This is a genomic window from Micromonospora sp. DT178 (assembly GCF_049841695.1).
Classification (GTDB): domain Bacteria; phylum Actinomycetota; class Actinomycetes; order Mycobacteriales; family Micromonosporaceae; genus Micromonospora.
On sequence record NZ_JBNCKV010000007.1, the window covers coordinates 148,804 to 161,934 of the forward strand.

The window sequence follows — 13,131 nt, forward strand, 5'->3', positions numbered from 1 at the left end:
CCGCCGTGGATCTTGGCAAGGAACGGCCCCCACGGGGGCCCGCCCCTACCAAGATCGCCACCGCAGCCACCGCTACCGCAGCCACCGTCGCCGCAGTCGCCGTCGTCGGGCAGAAGAGGAGTGTCGCCTGATGCCGCAGGGGAAGCCGTCCCACGTGCCCGTCGACGGGCTGACCACCCGGCAGCGGCGCCACCGGCCGCTGCTGATCGTCCACACCGGACAGATGAAGGGGAAGTCGACCGCCGCGTTCGGGCTGGCCCTGCGCGCCTGGACGGCCGGGCTGCCGGTCGGGGTGTTCCAGTTCGTCAAGAGCGCCAAGTGGCGGGTGGGGGAGGAGAACGCCTTCCGCGCCCTCGGCGAGGTGCACGAGCGCACCGGGCAGGGCGCCCCGGTCGCGTGGCACAAGATGGGTGAGGGCTGGTCCTGGATCCAGCGCGGCGGCGAGGCCGACCACGCCGCCGACGCCCTGGAGGGCTGGCGGCAGATCCAGCGCGACCTGGCCGCGCAGCGGTACGGCCTCTACGTGCTCGACGAGTTCACCTACCCGATGAAGTGGGGCTGGGTGGACGTGGCCGAGGTGGTCGACACCCTGACGAACCGCCCCGGCTTCCAGCACGTCGTGATCACCGGCCGGGACGCCGACCCGCGTCTGGTGGAGGCCGCCGACCTGGTCGCCGAGCTGACCAAGGTCAAGCACCCGATGGACGCCGGCCAGAAGGGCCAGAAGGGCATCGAATGGTGACCGGCCCCGGCCGCCGCACCGACCCGCGCGGTCCCGACGGCCCCACCGCGCCGGCCGGACACCCGGCCGGCGGCGCACCGTCCACCGACGCCGCCCCGACCGGCGGCGCCCGGGACAGCGACGCGACCGGCGACCACGGCGGCGCGTGGGCGCTGCCCCGGGTGGTGGTCGCCGCGCCCGCCAGCGGGCACGGCAAGACCACCGTCGCCACCGGGCTGCTCGCCGCGCTGCGCCGCCGCGGCCTGGTGGTCAGCCCGCACAAGGTCGGCCCCGACTACATCGACCCCGGCTACCACGCGCTGGCCGCCGGCCGCCCCGGCCGCAACCTCGACCCGTGGCTGGTCGGCGAGGAGCGGATCGCGCCGCTGCTGCGGCACGGCGCCGGCACCCCGACGCCCGCCGACATCGCCGTCGTCGAGGGCGTGATGGGGCTGCACGACGGCGCGGTCGGCCGCCGCGGGTACGCCTCCACCGCGCACGTCGCCCGGCTGGTCGACGCCCCGGTCCTGCTGGTGCTGGACACCACCGCCCAGGGCCGCTCCGCCGCCGCGCTCGCCCTGGGCATGGCCGCGTTCGACCCCGGCGTGCGGATCGGCGGGGTGATCCTCAACCGGGTCGGCTCGCCCCGGCACGAGTCGCTGCTGCGCGACGCGCTCGCCGAGGTGGGCGTGCCGGTGCTCGGGGCGGTCGCCCGCGCCATCGAGGTCGCCGCCCCGGCGCGCCACCTCGGGCTGGTGCCGGTCGCCGAGCGGGCACCGGAGTCCCTGGCGATCGTGGCCGCCCTCGCCGACCTCGTCGCGGCCACCGTGGACCTCGACGCCGTACTCGACCTGGCCCGCACCGCGGGCCCGCTGCACGCCCCGGCCTGGGACCCGGCCGCCGCCGTCGGCGGCCCCGCCGACGCCGGGCGCCCCGTGGTCGCGGTCGCGGGCGGGCCGGCCTTCACCTTCTCGTACGCCGAGACCGCCGAGCTGCTCGCCGCCGCCGGCGCCACGGTCGCCCCCTTCGACCCGCTGCGCGACCCCACCCTGCCCGCCGGCACCCGCGCGGTGGTCGTCGGCGGCGGCTTCCCCGAGGCGTACGCGCCGCAGCTCGCCGACAACGCCACGCTCCGCGCCGAGCTGGCCGACTTCGACGGCCCGGTGGTCGCTGAGTGCGCCGGCCTGCTCTACCTCGGCCGGCACCTCGACGGGGTGCCCATGTGCGGCCGGCTGGACCTGGCCGCCCGGATGACCGACCGGCTCACCCTCGGCTACCGCGACGCCGTCGCCGTCACCGGCTCCCCGCTGCACCGCCCCGGCGACCCGGTACGCGGCCACGAGTTCCACCGCACCGTCACCGACCCCGGGCACGGCGACCGGCCGGCGTGGCGCTGGGACGGCGCCGACCACGGCTTCGTCGCCGGCCAAGTGCACGCCTCCTACCTGCACACGCACTGGGCCGGTCACCCGCACGCCGCCCGCCGCCTGGTCGAGGCGGCGGCCCGGTGACCGCGCACGAGGGCCACGACGCGCCGGGCGGGCCGGACGACGGCGTGCCGGGGGCCGGGCGCGGCGGTGCCGCGACGCTGGCCGGGCGCGGCGGTGCCGCGACGCTGGCCGGGCGCGGCGGTGCCGCGACGCTGACCGGGATCGGCGTCGGTCCCGGCGACCCCGAGCTGCTCACCCTGCGGGCGGCCCGGTTGCTGGCCGAGGCCGACGTGGTGTTCGTACCCGTGCTGGACCGGCTCGCCGCGGACGGCGCCGCGCCCCCGGGCCGGGCCGAGACCACCGTGGCCGCGCACGTCGCGCCGGACCGGCTGCGCCGGCTGCCGTTCGCCCTCGACGACCGGGGCGGGGTGACCGCCCGCCGGGAACGCGCCTGGGACGACGCCGCGCGGGCGGTGGTCGACGCGGTCGACGGGGGCGCCCGCGCGGTCGTCTTCGCCACGATCGGCGACCCGAACGTCTACTCCACCTTCGGCTACCTGGCGCAGGGCGTCCGCGCCCTGCGCCCGGCGGTCGAGGTGCGCACGGTCCCCGGGATCACCGCCATGCAGGACCTCGCGGCGCGTAGCGGCGTGCCGCTCTGCGAGGGCCGGGAACCGCTGACCCTGCTGCCGGCCACCGCCGGGCTGGCGCTCTTCGCCGACGCGCTCGCCGGCCCGGGCACCGTCGTGGCCTACAAGGGCTGGCGGCGGCACGCCGAGTTCGTCGCCGAGCTGCGCCGGCAGGGCCGCCTCGACGACGCCGTGCTGGGCCGGGGCCTCGGGCTGCCCGGCGAGCGGATCGGCCCGGTCACCGACCCGGCCGACGACCTGCCGTACCTGTCGACGCTGCTCGTCCCGGCCCGCCGGGACCGTAGGGGAGGAAAACTTTGACATCCCCCCGCCTAAAGGCCGGGGATTCCCACCCTCGCGGGTTGGGGTTCCTGGTTCATCGCAGACCGCACGGAAGGGGGTCCTTCGTGTCTGACGTCCGCTCCGCAAGCGTTTTGCGTCTCGACCAGCCCGGCCGCGACGGCGATGTTCTTGGCGGCGTTGACGTCCCGGTCATGCCGGGTGCCGCAACCCGGACACACCCAATGTCGTGTGCCGAGGGAAAGCGTGGCGAGCAGGTGCCCGCACTCCGAGCAGGTTTTCGACGACGGGTACCAGCGGTCCACGACGGTGAGGGTGCGGCCGTCGCGGTGCGCCTTGTAGGCGAGCAGGGTACGGAACTCGGCCCAGCCGGTACGACAGATCGCCTTGGCCAGGGACCGGTTGCGGACCATGTTCGCCACCGTCAGGTCCTCCACGGCGATGGCGGCGAACCGGCGGACCAGGGCGGTGGACTGCTGGTGGAGGAAGTCCCGGCGGGCGTCGCGAACCCGCGAGTGCGCCCGCGCGACCTTCTGTTTGGCTTTGGCGCGGTTGGCGGAGCCCTTCTGTTTGCGGGCCATCATCCGCTGATACCGCTTGAGTCGGCGTTCGCGCCGTTCCATGTGCCTGGGGTGGGGGATGCGCTCGCCGGTGGACAACACCGCGAAGTCAATCAGACCGAGGTCCACACCCACCACCCCACCCGCCGGTTCGGGTGCGGCGGGTGTCGCGATGTCGACGGCGAAGGTCAGGAACCAGCGGCCGTCTGGGTCACGCGACACCGTCACCATCGTCGGGTCCAGCCCCGCCGGGTCGATGTCCGGCCAGGACCACACGAACCGCAGCACACCCGGAATCTTCCCCAGCGACAGGTTCCCGCCGCGCAGCCGGAACGCCGACCTGGTGAAACTGGCGGACTGGCGGCCGTGCCGCGACTTGTAGCGCGGGTACCGGGCCCGCTTGGCGAAGAACGCGGTCATGGCGGTGTGCTGGTGCCGCAGGGTCTGCTGCAGCGGTACCGACGACACCTCACCCAGAAACGCCAGGTCGGGCTGCTTCTTCATCTCCGTCAACGCTCGATCCGTCTCCGCGTAGGAAGTGGATCTCCGTTCGGTGTGCCAGCGGGCGTGACGGGCGGCGAGAGTGCGGTTCCACACCACCCGGATGCAGCCGAATGTGCGGTTAAGCACCGCCGCCTGCTTCGGGGTCGGGTACGCCCGACACCTGTACGCCGTCCGCACAGGACCAGTCTTACCAGAAAGGACAGTCATGGTTGACGACGCGTCCGCCATTCCTCCCCGCTCTGAAGGACGGGGCATCCTGGCGGTGATCCGGTGACCACCGCACCGATCGCGGACCGCGCTGGAGACGGCGGGCCGACCAGCACGGGCAAGGTGTGGTTCGTCGGGGCCGGCCCCGGCGCGGCGGACCTGCTGACCCTGCGCGCCGCCCGGGTGATCGGCGCGGCCGACGTGGTGGTCTGGGCGGCCAGCCTGGTGCACGCCGACGTGCTCGCCCACGCCCGCGCCGACGCGGAGATCGTCGACTCGTCGCGGCTGCCGATCGAGGGCGTGCTGCCGCTCTACCAGCGCGCCGCCGCCGACGGGCTGACCGTGGCGCGGATCCACTCCGGCGACCCGGCGCTGTGGGGCGCGGTGCAGGAGCAGCTCGACCTGTGCCGGGCGCTCGGGCTGGCCGTGGAGATCGTCCCCGGCGTCTCGTCGTTCACCGCCGTCGCGGCGATCGTCGGCCGGGAACTCACCATCCCCGAGGTCGCCCAGTCGGTGATCCTCACCCGGCTGGAGGGCGGGAAGACCCCGATGCCGCCGGGCGAGCGGGTCCGCGAGTTCGCCCGGCACGGCACCACCATGGCCCTGTTCCTCTCCGCCGCCCGCTCCGGCCAGGCGCAGGCCGATCTGCTGGCCGGCGGGTACCCGACCGACACCCCGGTCGTGGTGGCGTACCAGGCGACCTGGCCGGACGAGCTGGTGGTGCGGTGCGCGCTCGGCGACCTGGAGGCCACCGTCAAGGAGCACAAGCTCTGGAAGCACACCCTCTTCCTGGTCGGCCCGGCGCTCGCCGCCGCCGGCACCCGCTCGCACCTCTACCACCCCGGGCACTTCCACACCTTCCGCCGGGCCGAGCCGGCCGCCCGCGCCGACCTGCGCCGCGCCCGTGCGGGCGGCGGGACACCGGGGGACGGGCGCGCCTGATGACGTACGCCGAGCCGCCGCTGCGCGAGCCGGACCTGCCGCGTACCGCGAAGGTCCGGCCCACCGCGCTGCGCACCGGATGGACCACCGGCGCCTGCGCGACGGCGGCGACCAAGGCGGCGCTGACCGCCCTGGTCACCGGCGTGCCGCAGCGGCAGGTGGAGATCGGGCTGCCGGCCGGGCGGCGGGTCAGCTTCCCGGTGGCCCGCTGCGAGTTCGACGGCCGCGCGCGGGCGGAGGCGGTGGTGGTCAAGGACGCCGGCGACGACCCGGACGTCACGCACGGCGCCGAGCTGACCGCCACCGTGAGCTGGCGGGACACGCCCGGGCTGCGTCTCGACGGCGGGCCGGGCGTCGGCACCGTCACCAGACCGGGCCTCGGCCTGCCCGTCGGCGGGCCGGCCATCAACGAGACCCCGCGCCGCATGATCGGCCAGGCCGTCGCCGAGGTCGTCGACCTGACCGAGGTGGGCGTCCGGGTGGTAATCAGCGTGCCGCGCGGCGAGATCATGGCCCGCAAGACCACCAACCGCCGGCTCGGCATCCTCGGCGGCATCTCCATCCTCGGCACCACCGGCGTCGTCCGCCCGTTCTCCACCGCGTCGTGGCGGGCCAGCGTGGTGCAGGCGGTGCACGTGATGGCCGCCCAGGGGGAGCGGACCGTGGTGCTGTGCACCGGCGGGCGCACCGAGCGGGCCGCCCGCGCGCTGCTGCCGGAGCTGCCCGAGGTGTGCTTCGTGGAGGTCGGCGACTTCACCGGCGCGGCCGTCACCGCCGCCGTGGGCGACGGGATGACCGGAGTGGTCTTCGTCGGGATGGCCGGCAAGCTGGCCAAGCTCGCGGCCGGCATCCTGATGACCCACTACACCCGCTCCAAGGTGGACCTGTCGCTGCTCGGGGCGGTCACCGCCGAGGCGGGCGGCGACCCCGCGCTGGTGGCGGCGGTCACCGCCGCGAACACCGGGCGGCACGCGTACGAGCTGTGGGAGGCCGCCGGGCTGCTCGGCGCCGCCGGCGACCTGCTCTGCCAGCGGGTGCGGCAGGTGCTGCTCCGGTTCGCCGGCGACGCCGTCACCGTCGACGTCGCCATGGTCGACTTCGCCGGCGACCGGGTGGTCGCGTCCTCGGGCCGGTGGGCGGCGTGACCGCCGGACAGCCGGTCGCGGGCGTCGGGCCGGCGGTGACCGTGGTCGGGATCGACGCCGCGGGCGGACCCGCGCACCCCGCCGCCGCGCCCGCGCTCGCCGGGGCCCGGCTGGTGGTCGGCGCGGCCCGGCACCTGGCCGCCGTCCGCCTGCCGGCCGACGCCGACACCGTCGCCCTCGGGCCGCTGGCGCCCGCGCTGGAGCGGCTGGCCGACGCCGACGCCGCCGGGAGTCCCGCCGTCGTCCTGGCCAGCGGCGATCCCGGACTGTTCGGGGTGGTCCGGGCGTTGCGGGCGGCCGGGCTGCCGCTGCGGGTGCTGCCGGCCGTGTCCAGCGTGGCCGCCGCGTTCGCCCGCGCGGGCCTGCCCTGGGACGGCGCGGCCGTGGTCACCGCGCACGGCCGCGACCCCCGGCCCGCGCTGAACGCCTGCCGGGCGCTGCCCGCCGTCGCGGTGCTCACCGCCCCGGGCGCCGGGGCCGCCGAACTGGGCGCCGGGCTGACCGGCTGGACGCGCCGCCTGGTCGTCGCCGAACACCTCGGCACCGACGCCGAACGGATCACCGAGACCACCCCCGAACAGGCCGCCGGCCGCGACTGGGCCGACCCCCACGTGCTGCTCAGCCTCGCCGGCGAGCCCGGGGCGGCCGGGATGCGGGCGGACAACCAGCCGGCCGCCGCGCCGGCCGGCGGGTGGGCGCTGCCCGAGTCCGCCTACGCCCACCGCGATTCCATGATCACCAAGTCGGAGGTACGCGCCCTCGCCGTCGCCCGGCTGCGTCCCCGCCTCGGCCGGCTGGTCTGGGACGTCGGCGCGGGCAGCGGCTCGGTCGGCATCGAGTGCGCCCTGCTCGGCGCGGCCGTGATCGCCGTCGACCGCGACCCGGGGGCCACCGTCGGCGCCAACGCCGCCCGGCACGGCGTCGACGTCCGGGTGGTGGCCGGCGCCGCCCCCGGGGCGCTGCACGGGCTGCCCGATCCCGACGCCGTCTTCGTCGGCGGCGGTGGCACCGACGTGCTCGCCGCCGTGGCGCACCGCCGGCCCGACCGGGTGGTGGCCGCCCTCGCCGCCGTCGACCGGGTCGCCCCCGCCGTCGGGCTGCTGCGCGCCGCCGGCTACGCCGTGCAGGGCGTCCAGCTCTCCGCCGCCCGCCTCGCCGACCTGCCCGGCGGGTCCGTCCGACTCGCGGCCACCAACCCGGTGGTCGTCCTCACCGGGGAGCGCCCGTGAACCACCCGCCCGCCGCCACGGACCAGCCGGCCCGCATCGGGCTCGTCGCCGCCACCGCCGCCGGCCGGCGGCACGCCCGCACCCTCGCCGACGCCTGGCCGCACGCCCGCGTCGTCACGGCGGACACCGTCGCGGACGCGCTGCGCGCCGCCTGGACCGGGTACGACGCCGTGGTGGCGTTCCTGGCCACCGGGGCGGTGGTGCGCATCCTCGCGCCGCTGCTCGGCGACAAGCGCAGCGACCCGGCCGTGGTGGTGGTCGACGAGGCGGCCCGGCACGCGGTCGCGCTGCTCGGCGGCCACGCCGGGGGCGGCAACGACCTCGCCGGGCGGGTCGGCGCGCTGCTCGACGCGCACCCGGTGGTCACCACCGCCACCGACGCCGTCGGCCTGCCCGGCCTGGACACCCTCGGGTGGCCCGTCGAGGGCGCCGTCGCCGCCGTCGGCCGCGCCATCCTCGACGGCGAGCCGGTGACCCTCGTCGCCGACGCCACCTGGCCGCTGCCCGCCCTGCCCGACAACGTCCGCCCCGCCCCCGCCGGCCCGCACACCTCCGCGCCCGCCGGCCCGCCGATCCCCGCGCCCGCCGGGCCGCCGACCCCCGCGTCCGCCGGGCCGGCGGCCCCCGCGCCCGTCGGGCCGGCGGCCCCCGCGCCCGTCGGGCCGCACACCCTCGCGTCCGCCGGTCCGGTGGACGCCGGGTGGGGCGGCGTCGGGTCCGGGCCGGCCGGGCCGGCGGTCGACGGCGGGTACCGGCTGCTGGTCACCGACCGGGTGGTGCCGCTCGACGACCGGACCGCCGTGCTGCGGCCCCCGTCGCTGGTCGCCGGCGTCGGGTCCAGCCGGGGCGTGCCCGCCGCCGAGGTGCGCGGCCTGCTGGACCGGGTGCTCGCCGAGGCCGGCCTCAGCCCGGCCAGCCTGCGGCACCTGGCCAGCGCCGACATCAAGGCCGACGAGGCGGGCATCCGGGCGACCGCCGACGCGCTCGGCGTACCGCTGGTGACGCATCCGGCGGCGGAGCTGGCGGCGGTCGACGTGCCGCACCCCAGCGAGGTGGTCCGCGCCGCCGTCGGCATCCCCAGCGTCGCCGAGGCGGCGGCGCTGCTCGGCGGCGGCGAGCTGCTCGTGCCGAAGACCGCGACGGCGATGGCCACCGTCGCCGTCGCCCGGCACGCCCCGCGCGGCCGGCTGGCGATCGTCGGCCTCGGCCCCGGCGCGGCGGACCTGCGCACCGCCCGCGCGGTGACCGAGCTGCGCCGCGCCGCCGTGGTCGTCGGCCTGGACCAGTACGTCGACCAGGTGCGCGACCTGCTGCGCCCCGGCACCCGGGTGCTCGCCAGCGGGCTCGGCGCCGAGGAGGAACGGGCCCGTGCCGCCGTCGCGGAGGCCACCGCCGGTCACGCCGTGGCGCTGGTCGGCTCCGGCGACGCCGGCGTGTACGCGATGGCCAGCCCCGCCCTCGAGTACGCCGACGAGCGGATCGACGTGCTCGGCGTGCCCGGGGTGACCGCCGCGCTGGCCGCCGGGGCCCTGCTCGGCGCGCCGCTGGGCCACGACCACGCCTACCTGAGCCTGTCCGACCTGCACACGCCGTGGGAGGTCATCGCCCGCCGGGTGGCCGCCGCGGCCGAGGGCGACTTCGTGGCGCTGCTCTACAACCCGCGCAGCCGGGCCCGGGACTGGCAGCTCGGCGCGGCGCTGGAGGTCTTCGCCGCACACCGGCCGCCGGACACCCCGGTCGGGGTGGTGCGCAACGCCAGCCGGGCCGGCGAGCGGGTGCACCTGGCCACCCTGGCGACCCTCGATGCGGCGCTGGTCGACATGTACAGCGTCGTGGTGGTGGGCAGCAGCCAGACCCGGATCGTCGCCGGCCGGATGGTCACCCCGAGGGGGTACCGGTGGCAGCCGTGACCATCGGCGCCTGCCAGGGCTGCGGCGCCTGCCTGCTCACCTGCCCGACGCACGCGATCCGGCCGGTGCCCGGCGGCCTCGCCGTACGCGCCGACCGCTGCACGGGCTGCCTGGAATGCCTGGAGATCTGCCCGGTGGACGCGATCCGCGCCACGGACACCGACGAACGTGGAGGGACCAGATGAGTTCGACCGCGCTCAGCACCGCACCACCGGCCGGCCCGTGGAGCCGCGCCGAACGGGTACGCCTCGGCGGCATCGTGCTGGCTGTCGCCGTGCTGCACGTCGCCGGCTGGAGCCTGTACCTGTACTGGAACGACCAGCCGGCCGCGGCCGGCGGACTCGCCGGGGCCGGCACGCTGGCGTACCTGCTCGGGGTGCGGCACGCCTTCGACGCCGACCACATCGCGGCGATCGACGACACCACCCGGCTGATGCTGCTGCGCGGGCGGCGCCCGGTCGGCGTCGGCTTCTTCTTCGCGCTCGGGCACAGCGCGGTGGTGCTGCTGCTGGCCCTGGTCGTCGGCCTCGCCTCGGCCAATCTCGCCGGGCCGGGGCTGGCCGGGGCGCGCGAGGTGGGCGCCACCGTGGCGATCGTCACCGCCACCGTCTTCCTCGCCCTGGTCGCGGCCCTCAACGCGGCGGTGCTGGCCGGCCTGGCCCGGCTCTGGCGGCGGCTGCGCCACGGCGACCTGGACGAGCGGGAGCTGGACCTGCACCTGCTCAACCGGGGGCTGGTGCAGCGCGTCCTCGGCTCGCGGGCCCGGGCGCTGGTGCGCTCCTCCTGGCACATGGCGCCGGTCGGGTTCCTCTTCGGCCTCGGCCTGGAGACCGCCAGCGAGGTGACCCTGCTCGCCCTGTCGGCGAGCACGGCCGCCGCCGGCGGGCTGCCGGTGCTCGCCCTGCTCACCCTGCCGCTGCTCTTCGCGGCCGGCATGTCGGCCATGGACACCGCCGACAGCCTGCTGATGAGCCGGGCCTACTCGTGGGCGTACCGGCAGCCGGCCCGCCGGCTCTACTACAACCTGGCCACCACGGCCGTGACGGTGCTGGTCGGCGCCCTCGTCGCCAGCGTCTACGCCGCCGGCCTGCTGGTCGACCACCTCGGGGTGTCGGCGCTGTCCGGGTACGCGGGGATCGCCGGGCACTTCGAGCAGCTCGGGTACGCCGTCGTGGCCCTGTTCGTGCTCGCCTGGGCCGGGGCGGTGGCGCTGTGGAAGCTGGGCCGCTACGACGAGCGCTACGGCGTGGCCGCGACGGAGGTGCGACAGTGAGCCGGGTCGTGCACCCCATCGAGCGGGAGTCCTACCGGATCCTGCGCTCCCGGGTCGACCTGAGCCACCTGCCGCCGCTGACCCGGGCCGTCACCGAGCGGGTGGTGCACGCCAGCGCCGACCTCGACTACGTCGCCGACCTGGTCTGCGACGAGGCGGCCCTCGCGGGCGGGCTGGCCGCGCTGCGCGCCGGCGCGCCGGTGGTCACCGACGTGGCGATGGTCGCCGCGGGCGTCACCGGGCGGGACACGGTCTGCCCGGTCGCCGAGCCCGCCGCCGCCGAGCTGGCCCGGGCGGCCGGCATCACCCGGTCGGCGGCGGCGGTGCGGATCGCCCTGGAGCGGGTGGGTCCCGGCGCGGTCTGGGTGGTCGGCTGCGCCCCGACCGCACTGGAGCAACTGATCACCCTGGACGCCCGGCCGGCGTTGGTCGTCGGGCTGCCGGTCGGCTTCGTCGGCGCCGCCGAGTCGAAGGCGGCGCTGCGGGCCAGCGGCCTGCCCGGGGTGTCCAACCGGGGCGAGAAGGGCGGTTCGGCGGTCGCCGCCGCCGCCGTCAACGCCCTGCTGTACGTGGAGGAGGAGCAGTGAGCGCTCTGGTCATCGTCGGGCACGGCACGCGCAGCGCGGCCGGGGTCGAGCAGTTCGTCGCGTTCGTCGAGCGGGTGCGCCGCCGCGCCGCCGGCACCCTCGGCGACGTCGAGGGCGGCTTCATCGAGCTGTCCCGGCCACCGCTGACCGACGCGGTCGGCGCGCTCGTCGACCGGGGGCACCGCTCCCTGGTCGCCCTGCCGCTGGTGCTGACCGCCGCCGGGCACGGCAAGGGCGACATCCCCGCCGCGCTGGCCCGCGAGCGGGAGCGCCATCCCGGCCTCAGCTACGTCTACGGCCGGCCGCTGGGCCCGCACCCGCTGCTGCACACCGCGCTGGAGCAGCGCGTCGACGCCGCCCTCGCCGGCGACGACCGGGCCGGCACCTGGGTGGCGTTGATCGGGCGCGGCTCCACCGACCCGGACGCCAACGCCGAGGTCGCCAAGGTGGCCCGGCTGTTCTGGGAGGGCCGCGGCTACGCCGGCGTCGAGCCGGGATTCGTCTCGCTGGCCGAGCCCTCGGTGCCGGCGGTGCTGGAGCGGCTGCGCCGGCTCGGCGCCCGGCGGATCGTCGTCGCGCCGTACTTCCTCTTCGCCGGGGTGCTGCCGGACCGGATCGTCGCGCAGTCGGCCGCGTTCGCCGCCGCCCACCCGGAGCTGGACGTGCGGGTGGCCGACCTGATCGGCGACTGCGACGCCCTCGCCGACCTGGTCCTCGAACGGCACGCCGAGGCGCGTCGCGGCGACATCCGGATGAACTGCGACACCTGCGCGTACCGGGTGCTGATGCCGGGCTTCGCCGACAAGGTGGGCCGGCCGCAGACGCCGCACGACCACCCCGACGACCCGGTCGGCGGCCACGACCACCACCACGGGCACGACCACCACCATCACGACCAGCACGGGCACGACCACGACCACCACGGTCCCGGCCCGCGCCGGGGCCAGGTCGCCGTGGTCGGTGGCGGGCCCGGGCCGGACGACCTGATCACCGTACGGGGCAGGGCGCTGCTGGACGCGGCGGACGTGGTGGTGGTCGACCGGCTCGCCCCGCGCGGACTGCTCGCCGGGCTGCGCCCGGGGGTGGAGGTCATCGACGCGGCGAAGGTGCCCCGGGGACCCGCGATGGGGCAGGACGCGATCAACGCGGCCCTCGTCGCGCACGCCCGCGCCGGGCGGCGGGTGGTGCGGCTCAAGGGCGGCGACCCGTACGTCTTCGGGCGCGGCCACGAGGAGGTGCAGGCCTGCGCGGCGGCCGGGGTGGACGTGACCGTGGTCCCCGGGGTGACCAGCGCGGTCGCCGCGGCGGCCCTGGCCGGGGTGCCGGTCACCCACCGGGGCGTCGCGCACGACGTCACCGTCGTCTCCGGGCACCTGCCGCCCGGGCACCCCGATTCGCTGGTCGACTGGGCGGCGCTGGGCCGGGCCCGGGGCACCCTGGTGCTGCTGATGGCCGTGGACACGGTGGACAAGATCGCCGCGGTCCTGGTCGAGCACGGCCGGGCCCCGGACACCCCGGTCCTCGCCGTGCAGGACGCCGGGCATCCCGACCAGCGCACCGTGACCGCCCGGCTGGACGAGATCGGCGCGGTGGCCGCCCGGGAGCGGATCGCCCCGCCAGCCGTCTTCGTCCTCGGCCCGGTGGTCGACCTGCGCCTGCCCGACGGGCCGGCGGACCCGGGCCGCTGAACCCGT

11 protein-coding genes and 2 pseudogenes are annotated in these 13,131 nt (G+C 77.2%); 12 read left to right on the top strand and 1 reads right to left on the bottom strand.

Annotated features, from left to right (window positions below; genetic code table 11):
- The first annotated feature begins 130 nt into the window (after nt 1-130).
- From cobO to cobI, 3 genes are all read left to right on the top strand, one after another.
- On the top strand, nt 131-742 hold the full coding sequence (gene cobO / locus ACLQ22_RS15545) for a cob(I)yrinic acid a,c-diamide adenosyltransferase (RefSeq protein ID WP_425692891.1): 612 nt from the start codon (nt 131-133) through the stop codon (nt 740-742).
- Nucleotides 736-2,232, top strand: a complete 1,497-nt coding sequence (locus ACLQ22_RS15550; protein ID WP_425692892.1) for a cobyrinate a,c-diamide synthase — start codon at nt 736-738, stop codon at nt 2,230-2,232. The genes cobO and ACLQ22_RS15550 overlap by 7 nt, the downstream gene beginning before the upstream one ends.
- Before the next feature lie 104 nt (nt 2,233-2,336).
- Nucleotides 2,337-3,101, top strand: a complete 765-nt coding sequence (gene cobI / locus ACLQ22_RS15555; protein ID WP_425693052.1) for a precorrin-2 C(20)-methyltransferase — start codon at nt 2,337-2,339, stop codon at nt 3,099-3,101.
- Nucleotides 3,102-3,112: 11 nt separating this feature from the next.
- Here the strand turns inward: cobI and ACLQ22_RS15560 are convergent, their stop codons facing one another.
- Entirely contained in the window at nt 3,113-4,399 is a 1,287-nt protein-coding gene (locus ACLQ22_RS15560) for an RNA-guided endonuclease InsQ/TnpB family protein (RefSeq protein WP_425692893.1), read from the bottom strand.
- A gap of 15 nt (nt 4,400-4,414) precedes the next feature.
- Between ACLQ22_RS15560 and cobM the strand changes: the two genes are divergently transcribed.
- From cobM to cobA, 9 genes and pseudogenes are all read left to right on the top strand, one after another.
- Nucleotides 4,415-5,293: a precorrin-4 C(11)-methyltransferase gene (gene cobM, locus ACLQ22_RS15565; RefSeq protein WP_425692894.1), complete on the top strand. Its 879-nt coding sequence runs from the start codon at nt 4,415-4,417 to the stop codon at nt 5,291-5,293.
- A complete protein-coding gene (locus ACLQ22_RS15570) occupies nt 5,293-6,438 on the top strand; it encodes a cobalt-precorrin-5B (C(1))-methyltransferase (RefSeq protein ID WP_425692895.1) in 1,146 nt (381 codons plus the stop codon). Before cobM ends, ACLQ22_RS15570 begins: the two co-directional genes overlap by 1 nt.
- Nucleotides 6,426-7,667: a precorrin-6y C5,15-methyltransferase (decarboxylating) subunit CbiE gene (gene cbiE / locus ACLQ22_RS15575; protein WP_425692896.1), complete on the top strand. Its 1,242-nt coding sequence runs from the start codon at nt 6,426-6,428 to the stop codon at nt 7,665-7,667. The genes ACLQ22_RS15570 and cbiE overlap by 13 nt, the downstream gene beginning before the upstream one ends.
- A pseudogene (locus ACLQ22_RS15580) lies at nt 7,664-8,194 on the top strand (precorrin-3B C(17)-methyltransferase); the annotation flags it as partial. The gene cbiE and the pseudogene ACLQ22_RS15580, both read left to right, overlap by 4 nt.
- 183 nt (nt 8,195-8,377) lie before the next feature.
- Nucleotides 8,378-9,577: pseudogene (cobJ, locus tag ACLQ22_RS15585) on the top strand (precorrin-3B C(17)-methyltransferase); the annotation flags it as partial.
- A complete protein-coding gene (locus ACLQ22_RS15590) occupies nt 9,565-9,762 on the top strand; it encodes a 4Fe-4S binding protein (RefSeq protein WP_088999938.1) in 198 nt (65 codons plus the stop codon). The pseudogene cobJ and the gene ACLQ22_RS15590, both read left to right, overlap by 13 nt.
- On the top strand, nt 9,759-10,850 hold the full coding sequence (locus tag ACLQ22_RS15595) for a HoxN/HupN/NixA family nickel/cobalt transporter (protein WP_425692897.1): 1,092 nt from the start codon (nt 9,759-9,761) through the stop codon (nt 10,848-10,850). The genes ACLQ22_RS15590 and ACLQ22_RS15595 overlap by 4 nt, the downstream gene beginning before the upstream one ends.
- Nucleotides 10,847-11,437, top strand: a complete 591-nt coding sequence (locus tag ACLQ22_RS15600; RefSeq protein ID WP_425692898.1) for a precorrin-8X methylmutase — start codon at nt 10,847-10,849, stop codon at nt 11,435-11,437. Before ACLQ22_RS15595 ends, ACLQ22_RS15600 begins: the two co-directional genes overlap by 4 nt.
- The gene (gene cobA / locus ACLQ22_RS15605; protein WP_425692899.1) at nt 11,434-13,125 is read left to right on the top strand and encodes a uroporphyrinogen-III C-methyltransferase; all 1,692 of its coding nucleotides are present in this window, start codon (nt 11,434-11,436) and stop codon (nt 13,123-13,125) included. The genes ACLQ22_RS15600 and cobA overlap by 4 nt, the downstream gene beginning before the upstream one ends.
- Nucleotides 13,126-13,131 lie beyond the last annotated feature (6 nt).

Coding starts and splice junctions, on each gene's coding strand:
- cobO (WP_425692891.1), top strand. CDS start 131: ATGCCGCAGGGGAAGCCGTCCCACGTGCCCGTCGACGGGCTGACCACC.
- ACLQ22_RS15550 (WP_425692892.1), top strand. CDS start 736: ATGGTGACCGGCCCCGGCCGCCGCACCGACCCGCGCGGTCCCGACGGC.
- ACLQ22_RS15560 (WP_425692893.1), bottom strand. CDS start 4,399: ATGCCCCGTCCTTCAGAGCGGGGAGGAATGGCGGACGCGTCGTCAACC.
- ACLQ22_RS15570 (WP_425692895.1), top strand. CDS start 5,293: ATGACGTACGCCGAGCCGCCGCTGCGCGAGCCGGACCTGCCGCGTACC.
- ACLQ22_RS15595 (WP_425692897.1), top strand. CDS start 9,759: ATGAGTTCGACCGCGCTCAGCACCGCACCACCGGCCGGCCCGTGGAGC.